This window comes from Streptococcus mitis (genome assembly GCF_019929545.1).
GTDB classification, from domain to species: domain Bacteria; phylum Bacillota; class Bacilli; order Lactobacillales; family Streptococcaceae; genus Streptococcus; species Streptococcus mitis_BU.
The window spans coordinates 23743-43639 of the sequence record NZ_JAHZPT010000005.1 but is presented as its reverse complement, the minus strand read 5'-3'; the positions used below and the strand labels follow the sequence as shown (position 1 = coordinate 43639).

Below are 19897 nucleotides of genomic sequence, written 5' to 3'. Positions count from 1 at the left end.
AAACACTGTTTTGAGGTTGTGGATAGAACTGACGAAGTCGGTAACCATATACACGGTAAGGCGAAGCTGACGTGGTTTGAAGAGATTTTCGAAGAGTATTAGTATTTTCTAAATCGTTGATAGCGTTCTTCCAACAACGCTTCTAACGATTTTTGTGAAAGTCTAGCTAGCTCAGCTTGAAGTTCTTTCTTGACACTCTTAATCAGTTCTTTACTAGAAAGTCCTGCTTCAGAAATCACCTTATCCACCACGTCCATTTCTAACAGTTCATGCGAAGTGATTTTCATCAGTTCTGCCGCTTCCATGGCACGAGTTCCGTCCTTCCAGAGAATGGAAGCAAAGCCTTCTGGGCTGAGAATGGCATAGATAGAATTTTCTAGCATCCAGACACGGTCCGCAACGGCCAGAGCCAGAGCTCCACCTGAACCACCTTCACCGATAATAATGGCGATAATCGGAACTTTCAGGTCACTCATTTCCATGAGATTGCGAGCGATAGCTTCTCCCTGTCCACGTTCTTCCGCTCCCACACCAGGATAGGCACCTGCAGTATTGATAAAGGTCACAACTGGACGACCAAACTTTTCAGCCTGTTTCATCAAACGTAGGGCCTTGCGGTAGCCTTCTGGATGCGGTTGACCAAAATTCCGCTTGAGGTTATCTTGTAAACTCTTGCCTTTTTGGATACCAACCACTGTTACCGCTTGGTCCCCAAGCCATCCAATACCACCAACAACTGCACCATCATCGCGGAAAGAACGGTCACCATGTAATTGGATAAATTCATCAAAAATGCCTGTCGCAAAATCCAAAGTTGTCAAGCGACTCTGCTCACGCGCTTCTCTGACTATTTTTGCAATATTCATCTAGGACCACCTCCGTGCAATCTGACTAGGCTAGCAATGGTGTCTGGCAAGTCTCTTCTCTTGACAATAGCATCCACAAAGCCATGTTCCAATAGGAATTCTGCCTTTTGGAAATCCTCAGGCAAGCTTTCACGAACCGTATTTTCAATGACACGACGCCCAGCAAAACCGACCAAACTCTGTGGTTCAGCTAGAATGATATCACCTTCCATAGCGAAAGAAGCTGTCACACCACCTGTCGTTGGATCTGTCAAAATAGTTAGGTAAAATAGGCCTGCATTTGAATGACGTTTAACTGCTGCAGAAATCTTGGCCATCTGCATGAGACTCATGATTCCTTCCTGCATACGGGCTCCACCAGATGCTGTGAAGAGAACAACTGGCAATTTTTCGACAGTCGCATACTCAAACAAACGAGTGATTTTTTCACCTACAACCGTACCCATAGAAGCCATGATAAAGTTGGAATCCATAATCCCAAGAGCCACAGTCTGACCTTTAATAAGAGCAGTTCCTGTCACAACAGCTTCATCCAGACCATTTTTTTCACGCATAGTTGCTAGTTTCTTTTGATAACCAGGGAAATGCAAGGGATCCTTGCTTTCAATCCCTGTAAACAATTCTTTGAATGTTCCCATATCAATCGTCAAAGCCAAGCGTTCTTGGGCAGAAATACGAAAGGTATAGCTACAGTACGGACAGATACGCTCACTTCCCAGATCCTTCTGATAAATGGTATGCTTACAGCCTGGACACTGGGAGAATAATTCATCTGGAACCTCTGGCTTGGCTTGAGGTTTTTCCCTAATCGAACGATTGGGATTGATTCGAATATACTTATCTTTTTTACTAAATAGAGCCATTGATTCCCCTTTTCGGTTTAAACTCTTGAAGTCATTTTATTCTTTTTCTTGATATTTGGGTAAGAAGGTTTCCATCAAGAAGGAAGTATCATAATCCCCAGCAATAACATTGCGATCTGAAATGAGGTCAAGCTGGAAATCTGCATTGGTCTGCACTCCTTCAATCTCTAGTTCATAGAGAGCACGTTGCATTTTCATCAAGGCATCAAAACGATTTTCACCGTGAACGATGATTTTAGCAATCATACTATCATAATAAGGTGGAATGGTATAACCTGGATAAACTGCTGAATCCACGCGCAAGCCAACTCCACCACTTGGCAGGTAGAGATTGGTAATCTTACCTGGACTTGGAGCAAAGTTAAAGGCTGGATTTTCTGCATTGATACGACACTCGATGGCATGACCGCGTAGGACAATATCTTCTTGCTTAACAGACAGAGGCTGACCTGCCGCAATGCGAATCTGTTCCTTAACGATATCCACACCTGAAACAAACTCTGTTACTGGATGTTCTACTTGTACACGAGTATTCATTTCCATGAAATAGAATTTGCCACTGGCTTCATCAAGCAGGAACTCAATGGTCCCTGCATTCTCATAACCAACAGACTCTGCCGCTCGAACAGCAGCCGCACCGATTTCATGGCGCAACGTTTTTCCGATTGCAATTGAAGGGCTTTCTTCCAAAACCTTTTGGTTATTCCGTTGAAGAGAACAATCCCGTTCCCCCAAGTGAATCACATTCCCGTGCTCATCTCCTAGGATTTGAACCTCGATGTGACGAGCTGGATAGATAACCCGTTCTATGTACATGGCACCATTGCCATAATTGGCCTTGGCTTCACTAGAGGCAGTTTCAAAGGCTGAAACGAGGTCTTCTGGCTTTTCAACCTTACGAATCCCTTTACCGCCTCCACCTGCTGAGGCCTTGAGCATAACAGGATAGCCAATTTTTTCAGCAACAATCAAAGCTTCCTCAGAGTTATGCACTTCTCCATCTGAACCTGGAATGACAGGCACACCTGCTTTGATCATCTGAGCACGCGCATTAATCTTATCACCCATCATATCCATAACATGGCCAGATGGGCCAATAAACTTGATCCCTACCTCTTCACACATGGTTGCAAATTTGGAATTTTCACTGAGAAATCCAAAACCTGGGTGAATAGCTTCTGCTTCTGTCAAGACTGCAGCTGATAGAACCGCATTAATATTGAGATAAGACTCTGTTGCCTTACCAGGGCCGATACAAACTGCTTCATCTGCTAAAAGCGTATGAAGGGCTTCCTTATCAGCAGTTGAATAAACCGCCACCGTCGCAATCCCCAATTCACGCGCCGCACGGATAATACGAACCGCAATTTCACCACGATTGGCAATTAAAATTTTTCGAAACATGGAGAACCTCCTTAGTTCCCTATTGCAAAGGTAAGAGTTCCACTGGCCGCAAGCTTGCCATCCACTTCAGCCTTTGCTTCAACCACAGCTATGGTGCCACGACGTTTTACAAACGTTGCCGTCATAACTAATTGGTCACCTGGTACAACTTGCTTCTTAAACTTGACCTTGTCCATACCAGCGTAAAAGACTAGTTTACCTTTATTTTCAGGTTTTGATAACTCCAAGACACCAGCTGTTTGCGCCAAGGCTTCCATAATCAGAACACCTGGCATGACAGGGTATTGAGGAAAATGACCGTTGAAGAAGGGCTCATTGATGGTTACATTTTTGATGGCAACAATGGTATCCTCGCTCACTTCCAACACACGGTCTACTAGGAGCATAGGATAACGGTGGGGAAGGGCTTCTTTGATTCCTTGAATATCGATCATTTGATACGTACCAATCCTTTACCAAACTCAACCATTTCTTCATTAGAAACGAGAATTTCCGTTACCACACCATCCTTAGGTGCTGGAATTTCATTCATGACTTTCATGGCTTCGATAATTACCAATGTTTGACCTTTTTTGACACTATCACCAACTGTGACGAAGGCAGGTTTATCAGGACCAGCAGCCAAGTAAGCCACCCCAACAAGTGGGCTCTCTACAACATCTCCCTCAGCAGCCATACTTGCTTCTGCTGGAGCTGAAACTTCTTCTGCTACAGTCTCTGCTGGAGCAGATGTAGGAGCTACTGGACTTGGTGTTGCTAGAACGGGCGCTGGAGCGACTTGAGCTGCAACTTCAGACACCATTCTCGCTTCATTCTTGCTAAACTGCAACTCATCCGTCCCATTTTTATAAGAAAATTCTCTCAAACTTGATTGGTCAAATTGAGCCATCAAGTCTTTAATATCGTTTAAATTCATAGTTATTTATTCTCCCAACGTTTGAAAGCAAGAACTGCATTGTGGCCACCAAAACCAAAGGTATTTGAAATAGCGTATGGAATTTCTTGCTCCAAGCCTTGTCCATAAACGACATTGGCTTCGATATAATCTGATACTTCACTTGTTCCAGCTGTCATTGGTACAAAGTTATGACGCATAGCTTCGATTGTGACGATAGCTTCTACTGCACCCGCAGCACCCAGCAAATGTCCTGTGAAAGACTTAGTTGATGATACAGGTACTTCCTGACCAAGAACAGCTACGATCGCACCACTTTCTCCTTTTTCATTAGCAGGAGTTGACGTTCCGTGAGCATTGACATAGGCTACTTGCTCTGGAGAAATCTCAGCTTCTTCCAAGGCTAGTTTGATGGCCTTGATAGCTCCCTGACCTTCTGGATGTGGTGAAGTCATGTGGTAGGCATCACAAGTATTTCCGTAACCAACCACTTCAGCAAGGATAGTAGCCCCACGTTTTTCAGCGTGTTCAAGGCTTTCAAGAACTAACATCCCAGAACCTTCACCCATGACAAAACCATTACGGTCCTTATCAAATGGAATGGAAGCACGAGTTGGGTCCTCTGTAGTTGAGAGAGCAGTTAGGGCTTGGAAACCAGCAATAGCAAAAGGTGTGATAGAGGCTTCTGAACCACCTACCAACATAACGTCTTGGAAACTAAATTTAATTGAGCGGAAGGCATCCCCAATCGCGTCATTTGATGAAGCACAGGCAGTATTGATGGATTTACAAACACCGTTTGCTCCAAAACGCATAGCAACATTTCCTGAAGCCATATTTGGCAAGGCTTTTGGAAGGGTCAATGGTTTCACACGTTTTGGTCCTTTGTCATTTAGGCGAAGCACTTGATCTTCAATTTCTTTGATTCCACCAATACCAGAGGCCACGATAACACCAAAACGATCCTTGTCAAGAGTCTCTACATCAAGACCTGCATGATTAACGGCTTCTTGAGCTGCGTACAAGGCATACAAAGAATAGTTATCGAAACGATTGGTATCTTTCTTAACAAAGTATTTATCAAAAGGAAAATCTTGTATTTCCGCTGCATTATGCACATCAAAGTCACTATGATCAAATTTTGTAATTGGACCAATTCCGATTTTTCCAGTTGTCAAACTATTCCAAAATTCTTCTGGTGTATTTCCGATTGGAGATGTTACTCCATAACCTGTTACTACTACGCGATTTAGTTTCATCTTTTTTACCTCTAGCTTCTGCTACATACTTAAGCCACCATCAATGGCAACCACTTGACCAGTTAGATAATCTTGGCCTGCTAAAAATACTGTTAAATCTGCAACCTGCTCTGCCTGCCCAAATTCTTTCATAGGAATTTGTGCCAGCATAGCATCTTTTACCTTGTCTGATAGAACAGCTGTCATATCGGACTCAATCATTCCAGGTGCAATAGCATTAACCCTGATATTGCGATTGGCCACTTCACGCGCCACAGACTTGGTAAAACCAATCAAACCAGCCTTAGAAGCTGCATAGTTAGCTTGACCGATATTCCCCATCAAACCAACTACACTAGACATATTAATGATAGCACCTTCTCTGGCTTTTATCATCGGTTTCAAGACTGATTGTGTCATGTTAAAGGCACCAGTCAAGTTAACCTTGAGCACTTTTTCAAAATCTGCTTCTGTCATCTTGAGCATCAGGGTATCTTGGGTAATCCCTGCATTGTTGACCAAAACATCTACTGAACCCAACTCTGCAATAGCTTGATCAACCATACGCTTAGCGTCTGCAAAATCTGATACATCTCCTGAAATGGGAACCACCTTGACACCATAGTTTGAAAACTCAGCGAGCAATTCTTCTGAAATTGCACCACGACTGTTTAAAACAATATTGGCTCCTGCTTGAGCAAACTTATGGGCAACGGCAAGACCAATTCCACGACTCGAACCTGTAATAAAGATATTTTTATTTTTTAGTTGCATTCTTTTCTCCTGTTTCCTCTTGTATTTATGGGAGAAGGGATTACTCGTTTTCTAGCAAGGCTTCCAAACTCGCCTGATCTTCAACATTGGCTAGTTTAGCTGTCTTATCAATTTTTTTGACAAAGCCTGACAAGACTTTCCCCGGTCCAATCTCGATAAAGTTGGTTACACCTTCTTCTTGCATGGCCCCAATACTTTCATAGAAACGAACTGGTTCCTTGACCTGACGCGTCAAGAGTTGAGCAATGTCTTCTTTTTGCATAATTGCAGCTTCTGTATTGCCGACTAGGGGATAAGTAAAATCTGAAAAACTTACCTGATCTAGTGTTTCAGCTAGTTTCTGGCTAGCAGGTTCAAGGAGAGCGGTATGAAAAGGTCCTGAAACCTTGAGAGGAATCAAGCGTTTGGCACCTGCTTCTTGCATGAGTTCAACAGCTCGATCAACTGCAACCACTTCTCCTCCAATCACGATTTGTGCAGGTGTATTATAGTTGGCTGGCGTAACCACTCCAAGTTCAGAAGCTTTTTGACAGACTTCTTCAATAACCTCTACTGGTGTATTGAGAACTGCCACCATCTTGCCAGAACCAGCAGGGGCTGCTTCTTCCATATAGGCTCCACGCTTAGCAACCAAGACAACCGCATCTTCAAAATCCAAGGCACCGCTGGCCACCAAGGCAGAGTATTCTCCAAGAGACAAACCAGCAACCATATCAGGCTGATAGCCCTTTTCTTGCAATAAACGGTAAATAGCAACTGAAGTCGCTAAAATAGCGGGTTGCGTATAGCGGGTCTGGTTAAGTTTTGCTTCTTCCGTATCAATGAGATAACGCAAATCATAACCGAGTACCTGACTCGCTTGATCAATCGTTTCTTTGACAATAGGGTAGTGATCATAGAGATCCCGTCCCATACCTAGATACTGGGCACCTTGGCCAGCAAATAAAAAGGCCGTTTTAGTCATTTCTTACAACTCCTGCCCAACGAGAGGCTTCTTCTTTAATTTTCTTAGCTGCTCCGTAATACAAATCTTTTAGTATTTCTTCAACGGTTTCTTCTTTGGAAACAAGACCTGCAATCTGACCTGCCATGACAGAGCCTCCATCCACATCTCCGTGAACAACCGCTTTAGCTAGAGCACCTGCTCCCATTTGTTCAAAAATTTCCAAATCGGGATTTTCTTGTTTAAAGGCATCTTTCTCAGCTTTTTCAAAATCACGAGTCAACTGATTTTTAATCGCACGAACAGCATGTCCAAAGTGTTGAGCTGAAATTGTAGTATCAATATCTCTAGCTTTTAAAATTTTCGCCTTATAATTTGGATGGGCATTAGACTCTTTGGCAACGACAAAGCGAGTTCCAACCTGAACAGCCTCTGCACCTAGCATAAATCCAGCAGCAGCACCTTCACCATCCGCAATCCCTCCTGCAGCAATAACAGGAATAGATACAGCAGCAGCAACCTGGCGGACCAAGGTCATGGTTGTTAATTTACCGATATGCCCCCCAGCCTCCATTCCTTCTGCAATAACAGCGTCCGCACCGATTTTTTCCATGCGTTTAGCTAGGGCAACACTTGGAACAACAGGAATAACTGTAATACCAGCAGCATGGAAACGTTCCATGTATTTACTTGGATTTCCTGCTCCTGTTGTAACTACCTTAACCCCTTCCTCGATAACGAGGTCTACAATATCTTCCACAAAGGGAGACAAGAGCATGATGTTGACACCAAAGGGTTTATCTGTCAATGATTTGATTTTATCAATATTTGCCTTGACAACTTCTTTCGGGGCATTCCCCCCACCGATAATCCCTAGTCCTCCAGCCTTGGAAACAGCTCCTGCCAAATCACCATCAGCAACCCAGGCCATTCCTCCTTGGAAAATAGGATAATCAATGTTCAATAATTCTGTAATACGCGTTTTCATAGTGCCTCCATCGTTTCTTGCTTACGTAATAGTTCGATACCGTCATAATTTGACAATCAAACTATTGCCTAAACAAGAGGGAGCGGGTTTCCCTACTCCTTCTATCTTATATTCTGCTTATTTTGTTTGCTCTTCAACGTAGGCAACCAAGTCACCAACTGTTTTCAAGTCATCTTCTGCTTCGATTTGGATATCAAAAGCATCTTCAATTTCTGAGATTACTTGGAACAAGTCCAATGAATCTGCGTCCAAATCATCAAAAGTTGATTCAAGTGTTACTTCTGATGCGTCTTTTCCAAGTTCTTCAACGATAATTTCTTGTACTTTTTCAAATACTGCCATGATAGGACTCCTTTAAAATAAATAGTTTTTTATAACAATGTGTTCACCACATGATTACCTAAATTGTAAGAATGAGCGTGCCCCAGGTCAAGCCTCCACCGAAGCCTGATAAAAGAACAGTCTGGCTACCATCTAAACGGATAAGGCCTTGTTCTACACACTCTGAAAGTAAAATCGGGATACTGGCTGCACTGGTGTTCCCATATTCCATCATATTAGCCGGAAGTTTATCTCGGTTAACACCAATTTTTTTAGCCATCTTATCCAAAATACGGTCATTAGCCTGATGAAGTAGTAGATAATCCAAGTCTGTCGCCTCTATAGGAGACTCATCAATAGTCTGTTTGATAGACTTGGCTACATCCCGAATAGCAAAATCAAAGACTGCACGCCCATCCATCTGCAAAAATGAATCTGCACTTTCTTGATCTGAAAACGGAGAATGCAAGCCTGAATGTCCATAAGTTAGACACTCGCTACGACTCCCATCACTATTGAGACTCTCTGCCAAGAAATGCTCTTGCTCGCTAGCTTCTAGCAAGACTCCACCAGCACCATCTCCAAACAAAACAGCTGTTGATCGGTCTGACCAATCGACTGCTTTAGAGAGGGTTTCACTACCAATCACCAAACCTTTTTGAAAGCGACCAGAAGCAATAAACTTTTCAGCAGTTGAAAGAGCAAATACAAATCCACTGCAAGCCGCTGTTAGGTCAAAAGCAAAGGCCTTATTAGCACCAATATTAGCTTGAACACGAGCAGCTGTAGAGGGCATCATAGAATCTGGAGTAATGGTAGCTAGGATGATAAAATCCAACTCCTCTCCTGTGATTTCAGCTTTTTCCATCAGTTTCTTAGCAACCTCTGTAGCCAAATCACTAGTAGATTCTGTTCTTGAAATATGCCTTTGTCGTATTCCCGTCCGACTTGAAATCCACTCATCATTGGTATCCATAATCTGAGCCAAATCATGATTTGTAACCACTTGCTCTGGCACATAATGAGCAACCTGGCTTATTTTTGCAAAAGCCATTATCTCAAATCCTCCAAAAATTGATAAAGATTAGTCAAACCTTTGCTCATAACCTCAATTTCTTGCTTACTCATACCATCAATGATTTTTTCAACCATGGCCTTGTGGAAGCGTTTATGTAGCCTATGAACCAAGCGACCTTTCTTTGTCAAATGCAGATGTACCACACGTCGATCATGTTCTGAACGAATGCGTTCAATGTAACCCTTGCGTTCGAGATTATTCAAACTAGTCGTAACTGTCCCAAGAGTCACCATCAACTCTTTTGACACTTGACTTGGTGTCACATCTGGAACTTTTCCAATCACATCAATCGTATGCATTTCTTTGATGGAGATATCCTTGAAACGACTACCCCTCAAGCTAACTTCGTCAATAACGAGGACATTGTTAAATATAGACGTTAAATATTCATTAATTCGTTGGTAGTCCAATCTTTCCTTCCCTCCTTTTCAAAAAAACTTTTAGAATCAAAACATTTGACAAGAGAATTATATCAAAGTTCAAAGAATGGCGCAAGTATTTTTTTATTTTCCTGTAAATTTAGGTCTTCTTCTTTCCGAATGAGCCCGAACTCCCTCTTTGAAATCCTCTGTTTTCGCTAGTGATTCCTGTAGGTTAAGTTCTAAAGTAGCGTAACTCTGCCAGTCTTTAAATTGGCTCTCCCAAACCAACTTCTTGATGGCTGTATAGGAATTAGCTGACCCGCGTCTCAATTTTTTAAGGAGCTGTTCTCTCGTCTTTTCAAGTTTATCAGCTTCACAGACACGGTAAACCAGCCCCCACTCTAGAGCTTTTTCTGCGTTCAAAGCCTCACCTGTCATAGCTAATTGAGCAGCACGCGTCACACCAATACTTCGACTCAAGAGATGAATTCCTCCTGCATCCGGAGCCAAACCAACTCCAACAAAAGCTTGGATAAATTTAGCCTTATCCGTTGCCAGACAGAAATCTGCAGCAACAGCCATATTCGCTGCGGCACCTGCAACAGCCCCATCAACCTCCATCAAGACAGGTTTAGCAATTTGCTTGATTTTATAAGAAATAGTATTGACCAATTCTGCGATTTTTGTCAATGATGGAATATCATCCTCATCGACTGCTCGCTTCATCTCAACCAAATCTCCCCCAACTGAAAAGACTTTGCCATTCGCGTTGATTAAGACAAAATGCACAGCCGGATCCTCTTCTGCCAAAGTCAGAGCTTCTAAAATCTCCTCACACATAGGAATATGAAAACCATTCGCGACCTCAGGACGATTCAAGGTAAGGATTGCCAAATCCTCTTCAAGCTGATAAACAATGTGTTCCATCTGGACTCCTTTTTTATTTTATAAGCAATTTAAATTATTTTATTTTCAAAGTATATCTTTTTTAGGAGCAGAAAGCAATAAAAAATCGACTAAAAGTGTCTCAGCCGATTAGAAAGGCTCGCTTTATACTAGAAAGCATCTTATTTTCTTCATTGAAAAAAGCCTTTCTTTCTGCTATAATCGTATAAAATACTTACTTTAGGAGTTCTTATGAAAGTTGTTAAATTTGGAGGTAGCTCTCTTGCCTCTGCTAGTCAATTAGAAAAAGTTTTAAACATCGTCAAAAGCGATTCAGAGCGTCGTTTTGTAGTCGTCTCTGCGCCTGGTAAACGCAATGCTGAAGATACTAAGGTTACGGATGCCTTGATTAAATACTACCGCGACTATGTTGCTGGTAACGATATTAGCAAGAGCCAAAGCTGGATTATCGACCGCTATGCTGCTATGGTTAGTGAACTAGGTCTTAAACCAGCTGTGCTAGAAAAAATTTCTAAAAGCATTCGTGCCTTAGCTACTCTTCCTATCGAAGAAAACGAATTTCTCTATGACACTTTCCTAGCAGCTGGTGAAAATAACAATGCTAAATTGATTGCTGCCTACTTTAATCAAAACGGGATCGATGCACGCTATGTGCACCCTAGAGAAGCTGGTATTGTGGTCACAAGTGAACCTGGTCACGCTCGCATCATTCCATCAAGTTATGACAAGATTGAAGAATTGACAAATACAAATGAAGTTCTTGTCATTCCTGGTTTCTTTGGAGTTACCAAGGAAAATCAAATCTGTACCTTCTCACGTGGAGGATCAGACATTACAGGTTCTATCATTGCTGCCGGTGTTAAGGCAGACCTCTATGAAAACTTTACGGATGTTGATGGTATCTTTGCGGCTCACCCAGGAATCATTCACCAACCACACTCTATCCCAGAGTTGACCTACCGTGAAATGCGTGAGTTGGCCTATGCAGGCTTCTCAGTCCTTCATGATGAAGCCCTTCTTCCCGCCTACCGTGGAAAAATTCCTCTGGTTATCAAGAATACCAACAACCCTGACCATCCAGGTACTCGTATCGTTCTAAAACACAGTAGTGACAAGTTCCCAGTAGTAGGAATTGCTGGTGACTCTGGCTTTGTCAGCATCAACATGTCTAAATACCTCATGAACCGTGAGGTTGGATTTGGACGCAAGGTTCTTCAAATCCTTGAAGATCTTAACATCGGTTGGGAACATATGCCAACAGGTATCGACGATCTTTCAATCATTCTCCGTTCTCGCGAACTAACTCCTATCAAGGAAGAAGAAATCCTTCGTCAGTTGGTTCAAAAGGCTGAAGTAGACCATGCAGAAATCGAGCACGACCTTTCAATCATTATGATTGTTGGAGAAAAGATGAAGAGCCATATCGGAGTAACTGCTACTGCGACACGTGCTCTATCTGAAAATAAGATCAACATCCAGATGATGTCTCAAGGTTCTAGTGAAGTGTCTATCATGTTTGTTGTCCATAAGGACCAAGAGAAAGCAGCTATTAAAGCCCTCTACAATGCCTTTTTCGGTGAAAGTAAGGAAGACTAAGCATGGCTCAATCACTTAACAAAACAGTGCTCCTCAATACGACAGGCACCTCCTACCTCTCTATAGCTGGGAAAGTTGGGAAATTCCTTGTCGGAGATCAGGCTTTGGAATTTTACCCCGATGTCAATGTTGAACAATTTATCCAGATTCCTTGGAGCCATATCAACCAAATTGGAGCTAATGTCACTGGTCGCAAAATCAGTCGCCACTTCGAAGTCTTTACAGACAGAGGAAAATTCCTCTTTGCTTCAAAAGACTCAGGTGCCATTCTTAAAATTGCTCGCGAAAAACTGGGCAATGACAAGGTCGTCAAACTTCCGACCCTGATTCAAACCATTAGTCAAAAATTTAAAAATCTATTTGCAAAAAAGTAGAAACTTTAGTATAATCATAGCAACGGATAAGTAGGTTATCTTCTTCTTTCAGAAAGTCTGCGGGTGCTGCGAGCAGATAGGAGGGATAGGTGAAATTCTACCGTTAGTAACAATTGCATACACAATCAAGTGCACACCTGTGAAGTTGGATGGAACCGTGGCCCTGCCACTCCAACGCTTTGTCAGGTGTGCTTTTTTCATAAAGGAGTTCTTATGTTAGATATCAAACGTATTCGTACAGACTTTGATGCTGTCGCAGAAAAATTAGCTACACGTGGAGTAGATGCTGCTGTCTTGAATGAGATGAAAGAAATCGACGCTAAACGTCGTGATATTTTAGTCAAGGTTGAAACTCTCAAGGCTGAACGTAACACAGTTTCTGCTGAGATTGCCCAAGCTAAGCGCAACAAGGAAAATGCAGATGACAAGATTGCTGCCATGCAAAATCTATCTGCTGAAGTCAAAGCCTTGGATGCTGAATTGGCAGAAATCGATGCTAAATTGACAGAATTTACTACTACTCTTCCAAATATCCCAGCTGACAGCGTTCCTGTTGGAGCTGATGAAGATGACAATGTGGAAGTTCGCCGTTGGGGGACTCCACGCGAGTTTGACTTCGAGCCAAAAGCCCACTGGGATCTTGGTGAAGACCTTGGTATTCTTGACTGGGAACGCGGTGGTAAAGTAACAGGCGCTCGCTTCCTCTTCTATAAAGGCCTCGGTGCTCGTTTGGAACGTGCTCTCTACAACTTTATGTTGGACGAGCATGGCAAGGAAGGCTATACTGAAGTCATCACGCCTTACATGGTTAACCACGATTCTATGTTTGGTACTGGTCAATATCCAAAATTCAAGGAAGACACTTTTGAACTCAGCGACAGCAATTATGTCCTTATTCCTACAGCTGAAGTTCCTCTGACAAACTACTACCGTGATGAAATCCTGGACGGTAAAGACCTGCCAATCTACTTCACTGCTATGAGTCCATCATTCCGTTCTGAGGCTGGTTCTGCTGGTCGTGATACTCGTGGCTTGATTCGTTTGCACCAATTCCACAAGGTTGAAATGGTCAAATTTGCCAAACCAGAAGAATCTTACGAAGAATTGGAAAAAATGACAGCCAACGCTGAAAATATCCTTCAAAAACTGAACCTTCCATACCGTGTCGTTGCTCTCTCTACTGGAGATATGGGCTTCTCAGCTGCTAAGACTTACGACTTAGAAGTTTGGATTCCAGCACAAAACACCTACCGTGAAATCTCAAGCTGTTCAAACACAGAAGATTTCCAAGCCCGTCGTGCCCAAATCCGTTACCGTGATGAAGCAGATGGCAAGGTGAAACTCCTCCATACCTTGAACGGTTCTGGACTTGCAGTTGGACGTACAGTGGCTGCTATTCTTGAAAACTACCAAAATGAAGATGGTTCTGTGACCATCCCAGAAGCTCTTCGTCCATACATGGGTGGAGCTGAAGTTATCAAACCATAAAAAATAAGGTTTAGCTATTTCTAGCTAGACCTTTTTTCGTAACCAATTCAGATAAGCGCCTAATACAAAGAGCAAAATAATTAAGCAAATAGCGGTTTCAGCCAGTACCAAATAATCCAAAAATGGAAGTTTCAAGATTCCCTGAGCCATCTTGAGCGAGGTAGCTGTGATAATGGTTGGGAAGGTGAGGGCTGAGAAGGCTGGTTGAAAACCTTGTTTTAAAATATTGGGCAGACGAGTTAAAACAAAGAAAAAGAAGGATTGGGAAGCCAAGATCATGACGATTAAGACCCAATTCGGTAGGCTAGCTCCTCCAACTCGAACTAGGGAAGCCAAGAGTAGAGAGAAAGGAGCACAGTAGATTCCTTCTTGACCAAGCAAGGCTAGTGGGAGTGGATGTTTCTTTAAATCGCTATAAATAAGTGGGTAGAGATAGAAGGTCAATAGAAAACCAAAACTCAAGGTCGCATAGGCAATCTCGATGATGCCTACAAGAGGATAGGTTAAGGCAGCCACTGCTATCCCTACATAGAGAACCGTCCAGCTTGGAGTCGCACTGACTCTCTTTCCTGGACAGGCAAACTTGATGGTGAAAGCAGCAATCAAGGCCACATCCAAGAGAAATGAAAACCACCAGAGCCCTTGCGCAACCAAAGGAAGATAAGGGAAGACGCGAAAGACATAAGTCGATAAAATCATCCCAGCCATGGGAAAGGTAGCCATTCCTGACAAAAGAGGAGGCTTGGTCAATTCTTGCTTGGTTTCCTTCCAATTAAACAGATGCAAAATCAGAAAGTAAATCCATAAAACCAAACCTGTCAGACTCAACAGATGAGACAGAATCGGCAACGTATCTAACATAAGATTTCCAGCTCCTGCCAAACCTAGCAAACAACCAGAAAATACTAAGGGGAGTTTTTTCATCCTAACCTCCAATAATCATGTTAGTTTCAGTATAGCATAAAAGCACTTAAATGAGGACTTAAAAAACGAAGTCCGTTAATTTCAGACTTCATTTTTTACTCAGATATGAATTAGGCATAAGGTTGCAATTCTGGGTTAATTGGGGTATTGGCTAGGTTGTTGGCATAGTTACAGAGGCTTGCTAGGCTGACACCAAGAACAACATCCAAGGCATTTTGTTGGGTGTAGCCAGCTTCTAGAAACTCAGCCAAGGCTTCATCTCCTACACGACCCTTGGTATTGATAACTGCCAAAGTAAACTTAGCTAGGGTGTCCAATTTAGGATCTGTTTCGATTGGAGTACGATTGCGAAGGGCTTGCAGAAGATCATCGTTCATCTGGATTTGTTTGATGGAAAAAGCTGTATGACCGGCGACACAGAAGGCACAACCATTGGTTACAGCTGCCGTGATTTGCACCACTTCACGCTCAACGGGTGTCAAGCTGTTGCGACGATTGATGGCTCCGACAGTTCTGTAGGCTTCTAAGGCGGTAGGTGCATTAGCCAAGAGACCGATTAGGTTGGGAATATAGCCATTGTTATCTTTTTCTACTGTTTCAAGAACTTCTTTCACTTCTGCTGGTGCTGATTCTACTGTATGGATGGTAAATGTTGTCATCATAAAACCTCTTTTCATGTTGTTGAAATCTAGTCTATCACAGATTCTATACCTTGCATAATATATATTTTAAATTGCACCGATAGAAATTTTTTATGAAAGCAAAAAATCACACGCGATGTGTGATTCCATTATTTGTCAAAATACTTTTTAGTCTCAGCAATAACGACTGGTGATAAAACTAAGAGGGCAATCAAGTTTGGCAGAGCCATCAAGGCATTGACAATATCTGCGATAATCCAAACCATATCCAACTCGATAAATCCTCCCAACAAGACCATGAGTACAAAGACCACACGGTAGAGCCAGATAAAGCGAACCCCAAAGAGGAACTCGAAACAACGTTCTCCATAGTAGTTCCAACCAAGAATCGTTGTAAAGGCAAAGAGCACAAGGAAGATGGTCAAGAGAGCAGGTCCAAAGTGTGAAAAGACTGTTGAGAAGGCTGACTGAGTCAAGGCAACTCCATTCAAATCACCACTCCAAACACCAGTCACCAAGATTGTTAAACCAGTCAAGGTACAGATAATGAGGGTGTCAATAAAGGTTCCTGTCATGGAAATCAAACCTTGCTCTACTGGTTCATTTGTCTTAGCCGCAGCCGCTGCAATGGGAGCCGAACCCAGACCAGATTCGTTTGAGAACACACCACGCGCTACACCATTTTGAATAGCCATTCGAATGCTAGCACCTGCAAATCCACCTACCGCAGCAACAGGACTAAATGCTGATGTCAAGATTAAAGCGATTGTGGCAGGGATTTTCTCGATATTAAAGAAAATAACTGTAAGAGTCCCCAAAATATAGATGATGGCCATAAAAGGAACAACGGTAGTTGAAACCTTAGAAATGGACTTGAGTCCACCAAAGACTGCAATCGCTACAAATACAGACAACACAAGAGCGGTGATAGCTGGCGAAATAGTCGTTGTATTTTGGATAGATTCTGTAATCGAGTTGACTTGGGTGAAGGTTCCGATTCCTAACAAAGCTACTAGCACACCTGCCAGGGCAAAGAAGATAGCAAGTGGTCGCCACTTTTCTCCCATCCCTAGAAGAATATAGTGCATCGGACCTCCCGCTACTGCACCATGTTCATCCTTGGTACGGTATTTGATAGCTAGTAGTCCTTCCGCATATTTGGTAGCCATCCCAAAGAAAGCAGCCATCCACATCCAAAAGAGGGCTCCTGGGCCACCGACCTTGATAGCCGTCGCCACCCCGATAATATTTCCCGTACCAACTGTCGCTGCGAGGGCTGTACACAAGGCCGCAAAGCTGGATACATCGCCATGCCCCTTGTCCTTAGTAAAAATAAGCTGGAAAGCCTTGGGCAGACGCAAAACCTGCAAAAGTCCTAGACGAGCAGTTAGGTAAATCCCTGTTCCGACCAATAAAATCAAAAGGGGTGGGCCCCAAGCAAAAGCATCGATTGATTTAAGCAATTCTAACATTTCCTTCTCCTATCTTTTCAACCCCAAAAGAAAGAGCACATGCAAGATACATGTACTCTGGAATGCTTAGATAAATGCTAAAAAGCGGTCTATCCTAGCTCTGTCCTTTTACCTGAGAGTTTGAGCAGTTGCCTGCCTTGCCCCTTCGGTGCCTTTACGGTCTCTCCAGAGTTCCGTCCATTTACAGTCATGGAAAATCAAACGATTCTCCACTTCTATTAAACTTCATTCGGTGTTGGTATTTAATTGATTCTTATTTTACAAAAAATGTTGGCTTTTGTCAATGTGTTTATTAATAAAACTTAATTCAACAGTTTTTACTGTATAAAGCCTGGAATACTTCTATCCTTTAAAAGTCACAATAGTCGCACCACTACCTCCAGCATTTTGTGGGGCATAGCCGAAACTCTTGACATGCTTGTTTCTTTGTAGGTATTTGGTAACTCCTTCACGGATGACTCCTGTTCCGATACCATGGATGATATCAACTTGAGCCATATTGTTAAGCAAGGCTTGGTCTATAAAGGCATCTAGCTCATTCATGGCCTCTTCATAACGTTTGCCTCGAAGGTCCAGTCTGGCTTGAGGGCCACGACCAGAAGTTCGTTTCACAACATTGACTTGTTTCTTCTTGACTTGCTTTTCTTGCTGGGCTTGAACAAGGTCAAACTCTTTCTCTTCTAAGGTCATCTTAATCAAGCCAACTTGGGCCTCCCAGCGGCCGTCCTTGAGTTGACTGGTCAAGGTACCACGCTGTCCGTAACTGAGCACCACGATATCATCTCCCACCTTTGGAGCTCGTTTTTTCTTGGCCTTTTGAAGGACCTTGTTTTTAGATAAATCTACTTTTTCAGGAGCTAATTTTTTCAGCTTGGCCTTGGCTTCAATGATTTCGTGGGGTTTAAGTTGGGATTTGCTGTGGAGATTTTTGAGAATCTGGTCACTCTCACTGAGGGCCATGTCCACAATCTCAGCAGCCTGTTCACGCGCCTTATTAAGCTCGGTTTCCTTTTCACGATTGAGCTCGTTGTAAAGTTTTTTGAGAGCACGGTTCATCTTGAGATTTTCTTGCTCCACCTCACGGATATTGTCCAAGCGTTTACGGCTTTCCAGCGTCTGCTCTTCCAGTTGCTCAATAATCCGGTTGACATCATTGTCCTGATCGACCTGCTGGCTAGCATCTCCTACGATAACTTCAGATAGTCCTAAACGTTTGGCAATTTCAAAGGCATTGCTTCGACCAGGAACACCCTGCATAAAGCGATAGGTCGGGCGAAGAGTTGCAGTATCAAACTCCATGCTGGCATTTTGCACAAAGGCTGTCTCGATACCATAGGCCTTGAGTTCTGGATAGTGAGTGGTCGCCATGGTCTTGACTTGACGCAGGCGAAGGTCCTCCAGAATAGCCATGGCAAGAGCAGCTCCCTCTTGGGGGTCTGTACCAGCTCCTAACTCATCCAAGAGTAAGAGTGAATCTTGGTTGACCTTGCCAAGAATATCCACAATATTGGTCATGTGGCTAGAGAAGGTAGACAAGCTCTGCTCAATAGACTGCTCATCGCCAATATCAGCAAAAATTTCTTCAAAAATACCAACGCGACTTCCCTTATCTGCTAAAATCGGCAAACCGGACTGAGACATAACCTGCGTCAAGCCTAGAGTTTTAAGCATGATGGTCTTCCCACCTGTATTGGGTCCTGTAATGACAATCGCTGTTAAATCTTGACCAAAATGGACATCATTTGCGACGGCATTTTTGACCAGAGGATGACATACATGGAGCAGTTGAATTTCCTGATTTTCTGACAGCTGAGGAACGACTGCTTGCATTTCTTGGATAAATCGGACCTTGGCACGAATCAAGTCCAGATGACCGATAATCCAAGCGTCATTAGCAATCTCAGCCGCATGAGGGCGAACACGCTCAGAAATTTCTTGGAGAATGCGAAGCATTTCATAGCGCTCATCTGCTCGCAAACTGGCAATTTCTTCGCTCAGTTTGACCACCTCACGGGGTTCGATATAGACGGTATTTCCACTAGCAGAAATATCATGAACGACACCAGCAATCTTATTGCGGTAGGTGTTTTTGACTGGTAAAACCTGACGGCCATTTCTGCTGGCAACAATCCCTTCTGTCAACATCTGCGCTTTTTGCTTGAGCAAATCTTGCAAGACATCGCGTACCTGACTCTCGCTATCATGGATTTTTCTACGGATGCGCGCCAATTCTTCACTGGCAAAATTTTCAATGAAACCTGCATCATTAAAAGCTTGAAGATTTCCTTGTAACTGCGGAAAATCATGTAATTTCTCAAACCAAAGGGCTAATTCTTCCAAGCTGACATTTTCCAGATTGGCATAAAAACTTTGCAGTTCTCGGCTAGCAAGAAGTACGCGCTTCAAGAGTAGGAACTCCTCAATATTAAGGTCTGCTCCCATCTCCAAACGCTTGCAAACTCCTGCGATTTCCTTGGTTGCAAGAATAGTAAAATGCGGTTGCTCGACAAAGAGAGCCTGCATTTCCTTCATCTCAGCAAAAGCCTGTTTGATTTTATCTGCTTTGGCAGTCGGAGCCAACTGTCTCAATTGCTCCAAGCCCTGCTCAGTCAACAAATGGGGTTCAAACAAAGCCTTGACCTTATTGAACTCTAATGTTTCTAATATTTTCTTATTCATCTTTATTTCCTTGTCTTTGAATGTCTAGGTATGGTAGCTTTTAACATTCTGATAGATTCGAGTCAATCTGTAAACAAAGGGCTAG

At 42.9% G+C, this 19897-nt stretch carries 20 protein-coding genes and 1 riboswitch; of the genes, 3 read left to right on the top strand and 17 right to left on the bottom strand.

All coding sequences use genetic code 11. The features are described 5' to 3' along the window. Positions 1-98 precede the first annotated feature (98 nt). The 13 genes from K1I71_RS02760 to K1I71_RS02700 form a co-directional block, all read right to left on the bottom strand. The gene (locus tag K1I71_RS02760) at positions 99-866 is read right to left on the bottom strand and encodes an acetyl-CoA carboxylase carboxyl transferase subunit alpha (RefSeq protein ID WP_223330163.1); all 768 of its coding nucleotides are present in this window, start codon (positions 864-866) and stop codon (positions 99-101) included. Further along, complete coding sequence (accD, locus tag K1I71_RS02755) at positions 863-1729, bottom strand: acetyl-CoA carboxylase, carboxyltransferase subunit beta (protein WP_223330162.1); 867 nt, start codon at positions 1727-1729, stop codon at positions 863-865. Before accD ends, K1I71_RS02760 begins: the two co-directional genes overlap by 4 nt. Before the next feature lie 36 nt (positions 1730-1765). Continuing rightward, positions 1766-3133: an acetyl-CoA carboxylase biotin carboxylase subunit gene (accC, locus tag K1I71_RS02750; protein ID WP_172934073.1), complete on the bottom strand. Its 1368-nt coding sequence runs from the start codon at positions 3131-3133 to the stop codon at positions 1766-1768. 11 nt (positions 3134-3144) lie between these two features. Beyond that, on the bottom strand, positions 3145-3567 hold the full coding sequence (gene fabZ / locus K1I71_RS02745) for a 3-hydroxyacyl-ACP dehydratase FabZ (RefSeq protein ID WP_000565515.1): 423 nt from the start codon (positions 3565-3567) through the stop codon (positions 3145-3147). Next, on the bottom strand, positions 3564-4049 hold the full coding sequence (gene accB / locus K1I71_RS02740; protein WP_004262899.1) for an acetyl-CoA carboxylase biotin carboxyl carrier protein: 486 nt from the start codon (positions 4047-4049) through the stop codon (positions 3564-3566). Before accB ends, fabZ begins: the two co-directional genes overlap by 4 nt. A gap of 2 nt (positions 4050-4051) precedes the next feature. Then, on the bottom strand, positions 4052-5287 hold the full coding sequence (fabF, locus tag K1I71_RS02735) for a beta-ketoacyl-ACP synthase II (RefSeq protein ID WP_223330161.1): 1236 nt from the start codon (positions 5285-5287) through the stop codon (positions 4052-4054). A 21-nt stretch (positions 5288-5308) separates the two neighbouring features. Next, on the bottom strand, positions 5309-6040 hold the full coding sequence (fabG, locus tag K1I71_RS02730) for a 3-oxoacyl-[acyl-carrier-protein] reductase (RefSeq protein ID WP_045604898.1): 732 nt from the start codon (positions 6038-6040) through the stop codon (positions 5309-5311). 40 nt (positions 6041-6080) lie between these two features. Then, entirely contained in the window at positions 6081-7004 is a 924-nt protein-coding gene (gene fabD / locus K1I71_RS02725; RefSeq protein WP_223330160.1) for an ACP S-malonyltransferase, read from the bottom strand. Continuing rightward, positions 6997-7971 carry an enoyl-[acyl-carrier-protein] reductase FabK gene (fabK, locus tag K1I71_RS02720; RefSeq protein ID WP_223330159.1) on the bottom strand — a complete coding sequence of 325 codons (975 nt, stop codon included), beginning with the start codon at positions 7969-7971 and terminating at the stop codon, positions 6997-6999. The genes fabD and fabK overlap by 8 nt, the downstream gene beginning before the upstream one ends. A 117-nt stretch (positions 7972-8088) precedes the next feature. Then, the gene (locus K1I71_RS02715) at positions 8089-8313 is read right to left on the bottom strand and encodes an acyl carrier protein (RefSeq protein ID WP_000257838.1); all 225 of its coding nucleotides are present in this window, start codon (positions 8311-8313) and stop codon (positions 8089-8091) included. 58 nt (positions 8314-8371) lie between these two features. Further along, on the bottom strand, positions 8372-9346 hold the full coding sequence (locus K1I71_RS02710; protein ID WP_223330158.1) for a beta-ketoacyl-ACP synthase III: 975 nt from the start codon (positions 9344-9346) through the stop codon (positions 8372-8374). Beyond that, positions 9346-9780 carry a fatty acid biosynthesis transcriptional regulator FabT gene (fabT, locus tag K1I71_RS02705; RefSeq protein ID WP_223330157.1) on the bottom strand — a complete coding sequence of 145 codons (435 nt, stop codon included), beginning with the start codon at positions 9778-9780 and terminating at the stop codon, positions 9346-9348. Before fabT ends, K1I71_RS02710 begins: the two co-directional genes overlap by 1 nt. A gap of 93 nt (positions 9781-9873) precedes the next feature. After that, positions 9874-10659 carry an enoyl-CoA hydratase gene (locus tag K1I71_RS02700; RefSeq protein WP_223330156.1) on the bottom strand — a complete coding sequence of 262 codons (786 nt, stop codon included), beginning with the start codon at positions 10657-10659 and terminating at the stop codon, positions 9874-9876. 210 nt (positions 10660-10869) lie between these two features. Here K1I71_RS02700 and K1I71_RS02695 point away from each other — a divergent pair, with 210 nt between their 5' ends. The 3 genes from K1I71_RS02695 (at position 10870) to serS (ending at position 14096) form a co-directional block, all read left to right on the top strand. Next, positions 10870-12234, top strand: coding sequence for an aspartate kinase (locus K1I71_RS02695; RefSeq protein WP_223330155.1), 1365 nt, complete (start codon positions 10870-10872; stop codon positions 12232-12234). A 2-nt stretch (positions 12235-12236) separates the two neighbouring features. Then, positions 12237-12608: a DUF956 family protein gene (locus K1I71_RS02690; RefSeq protein WP_000079350.1), complete on the top strand. Its 372-nt coding sequence runs from the start codon at positions 12237-12239 to the stop codon at positions 12606-12608. Positions 12609-12821: 213 nt separating this feature from the next. Next, positions 12822-14096, top strand: a complete 1275-nt coding sequence (gene serS, locus K1I71_RS02685) for a serine--tRNA ligase (protein ID WP_223330154.1) — start codon at positions 12822-12824, stop codon at positions 14094-14096. 24 nt (positions 14097-14120) lie between these two features. Here serS and K1I71_RS02680 read toward each other — a convergent pair whose 3' ends face one another. The 4 genes from K1I71_RS02680 to K1I71_RS02665 form a co-directional block, all read right to left on the bottom strand. Beyond that, a complete protein-coding gene (locus K1I71_RS02680) occupies positions 14121-15020 on the bottom strand; it encodes a TDT family transporter (protein WP_223330153.1) in 900 nt (299 codons plus the stop codon). Between the two features lie 110 nt (positions 15021-15130). After that, entirely contained in the window at positions 15131-15679 is a 549-nt protein-coding gene (locus tag K1I71_RS02675; RefSeq protein ID WP_000206768.1) for a carboxymuconolactone decarboxylase family protein, read from the bottom strand. Between the two features lie 131 nt (positions 15680-15810). Then, a complete protein-coding gene (locus K1I71_RS02670) occupies positions 15811-17133 on the bottom strand; it encodes an alanine/glycine:cation symporter family protein (protein ID WP_223330152.1) in 1323 nt (440 codons plus the stop codon). A gap of 90 nt (positions 17134-17223) precedes the next feature. Next, a riboswitch (glycine riboswitch) is annotated at positions 17224-17312 on the bottom strand. 163 nt (positions 17313-17475) lie between these two features. Further along, positions 17476-19812 (bottom strand): endonuclease MutS2, encoded by a 2337-nt coding sequence (locus K1I71_RS02665; protein WP_223330151.1) that lies wholly within the window; start codon positions 19810-19812, stop codon positions 17476-17478. Between the last annotated feature and the right edge of the window lie 85 nt (positions 19813-19897).

What these genes read in the sequence shown, in the direction of transcription:
- K1I71_RS02700 (WP_223330156.1), bottom strand. Translation starts at nt 10,659, where the DNA reads ATGGAACACATTGTTTATCAGCTTGAAGAGGATTTGGCAATCCTTACC.
- fabF (WP_223330161.1), bottom strand. Translation starts at nt 5,287, where the DNA reads ATGAAACTAAATCGCGTAGTAGTAACAGGTTATGGAGTAACATCTCCA.
- K1I71_RS02670 (WP_223330152.1), bottom strand. Translation starts at nt 17,133, where the DNA reads ATGTTAGAATTGCTTAAATCAATCGATGCTTTTGCTTGGGGCCCACCC.
- K1I71_RS02665 (WP_223330151.1), bottom strand. Translation starts at nt 19,812, where the DNA reads ATGAATAAGAAAATATTAGAAACATTAGAGTTCAATAAGGTCAAGGCT.
- fabZ (WP_000565515.1), bottom strand. Translation starts at nt 3,567, where the DNA reads ATGATCGATATTCAAGGAATCAAAGAAGCCCTTCCCCACCGTTATCCT.
- K1I71_RS02695 (WP_223330155.1), top strand. Translation starts at nt 10,870, where the DNA reads ATGAAAGTTGTTAAATTTGGAGGTAGCTCTCTTGCCTCTGCTAGTCAA.
- serS (WP_223330154.1), top strand. Translation starts at nt 12,822, where the DNA reads ATGTTAGATATCAAACGTATTCGTACAGACTTTGATGCTGTCGCAGAA.
- K1I71_RS02680 (WP_223330153.1), bottom strand. Translation starts at nt 15,020, where the DNA reads ATGAAAAAACTCCCCTTAGTATTTTCTGGTTGTTTGCTAGGTTTGGCA.
- K1I71_RS02690 (WP_000079350.1), top strand. Translation starts at nt 12,237, where the DNA reads ATGGCTCAATCACTTAACAAAACAGTGCTCCTCAATACGACAGGCACC.
- accD (WP_223330162.1), bottom strand. Translation starts at nt 1,729, where the DNA reads ATGGCTCTATTTAGTAAAAAAGATAAGTATATTCGAATCAATCCCAAT.
- K1I71_RS02715 (WP_000257838.1), bottom strand. Translation starts at nt 8,313, where the DNA reads ATGGCAGTATTTGAAAAAGTACAAGAAATTATCGTTGAAGAACTTGGA.
- accB (WP_004262899.1), bottom strand. Translation starts at nt 4,049, where the DNA reads ATGAATTTAAACGATATTAAAGACTTGATGGCTCAATTTGACCAATCA.
- accC (WP_172934073.1), bottom strand. Translation starts at nt 3,133, where the DNA reads ATGTTTCGAAAAATTTTAATTGCCAATCGTGGTGAAATTGCGGTTCGT.
- fabD (WP_223330160.1), bottom strand. Translation starts at nt 7,004, where the DNA reads ATGACTAAAACGGCCTTTTTATTTGCTGGCCAAGGTGCCCAGTATCTA.
- K1I71_RS02760 (WP_223330163.1), bottom strand. Translation starts at nt 866, where the DNA reads ATGAATATTGCAAAAATAGTCAGAGAAGCGCGTGAGCAGAGTCGCTTG.
- fabG (WP_045604898.1), bottom strand. Translation starts at nt 6,040, where the DNA reads ATGCAACTAAAAAATAAAAATATCTTTATTACAGGTTCGAGTCGTGGA.
- fabK (WP_223330159.1), bottom strand. Translation starts at nt 7,971, where the DNA reads ATGAAAACGCGTATTACAGAATTATTGAACATTGATTATCCTATTTTC.
- K1I71_RS02710 (WP_223330158.1), bottom strand. Translation starts at nt 9,346, where the DNA reads ATGGCTTTTGCAAAAATAAGCCAGGTTGCTCATTATGTGCCAGAGCAA.
- K1I71_RS02675 (WP_000206768.1), bottom strand. Translation starts at nt 15,679, where the DNA reads ATGACAACATTTACCATCCATACAGTAGAATCAGCACCAGCAGAAGTG.